The sequence below is a fragment of the Acinetobacter sp. ANC_7634 genome (assembly GCF_056779875.1).
Map to the genome: position 1 here is coordinate 1 of NZ_JBWYIT010000030.1, position 607 is coordinate 607.

1 protein-coding gene is annotated in these 607 nt (G+C 48.4%); it reads left to right on the plus strand.

What is annotated here, in order from left to right:
* On the plus strand, positions 1-607 hold a 607-nt coding region (locus AC1M9A_RS14380), incomplete at both ends, for an acetyl-CoA C-acyltransferase (protein WP_481610487.1).

Consider the following 607-nt stretch of genomic DNA (forward strand, 5'->3'; position numbering starts at 1 on the left):
ACGTACGGCTGCAGCGCAAGCACGCGGTTTCTTTGATCAAGAAATCGTGCCTGTGACTATTCCACAGCGTAAAGGTGATGCGGTTGTGGTGGCAAAAGATGAACATCCTCGTGCAACCACCCTCGAGGCCTTAACCAAGTTAAAACCTGTTGTAAAAACAGACGGTACAGTAACCGCAGGTAATGCATCAGGCATTAACGATGGTGCTGCTGCGATTCTGATTGCTTCTGATGCAGCTGTAGAAAAATATGGTTTAAAACCTCGTGCCAAAGTGATTGGTGCAACCACTGTTGGGGTTGAACCTCGCATTATGGGCTTTGGTCCGGCACCTGCGATTAAAAAACTGTTAGCACAAACCGCTTTAACACTAGAGCAAATGGATGTGATTGAGCTGAACGAAGCGTTTGCAGCACAAGCATTGGCGTGTACACGTGACCTAGGTTTAGCCGACGATGATGCACGTGTAAACCCAAATGGCGGTGCAATTGCACTAGGTCATCCATTGGGTGCATCAGGTGCGCGTTTGGTGACGACTGCACTGAATCAACTTGAAGCAACTGGTGGCAAATATGCATTGTGCTCTATGTGTATCGGTGTGGGTCAAGGC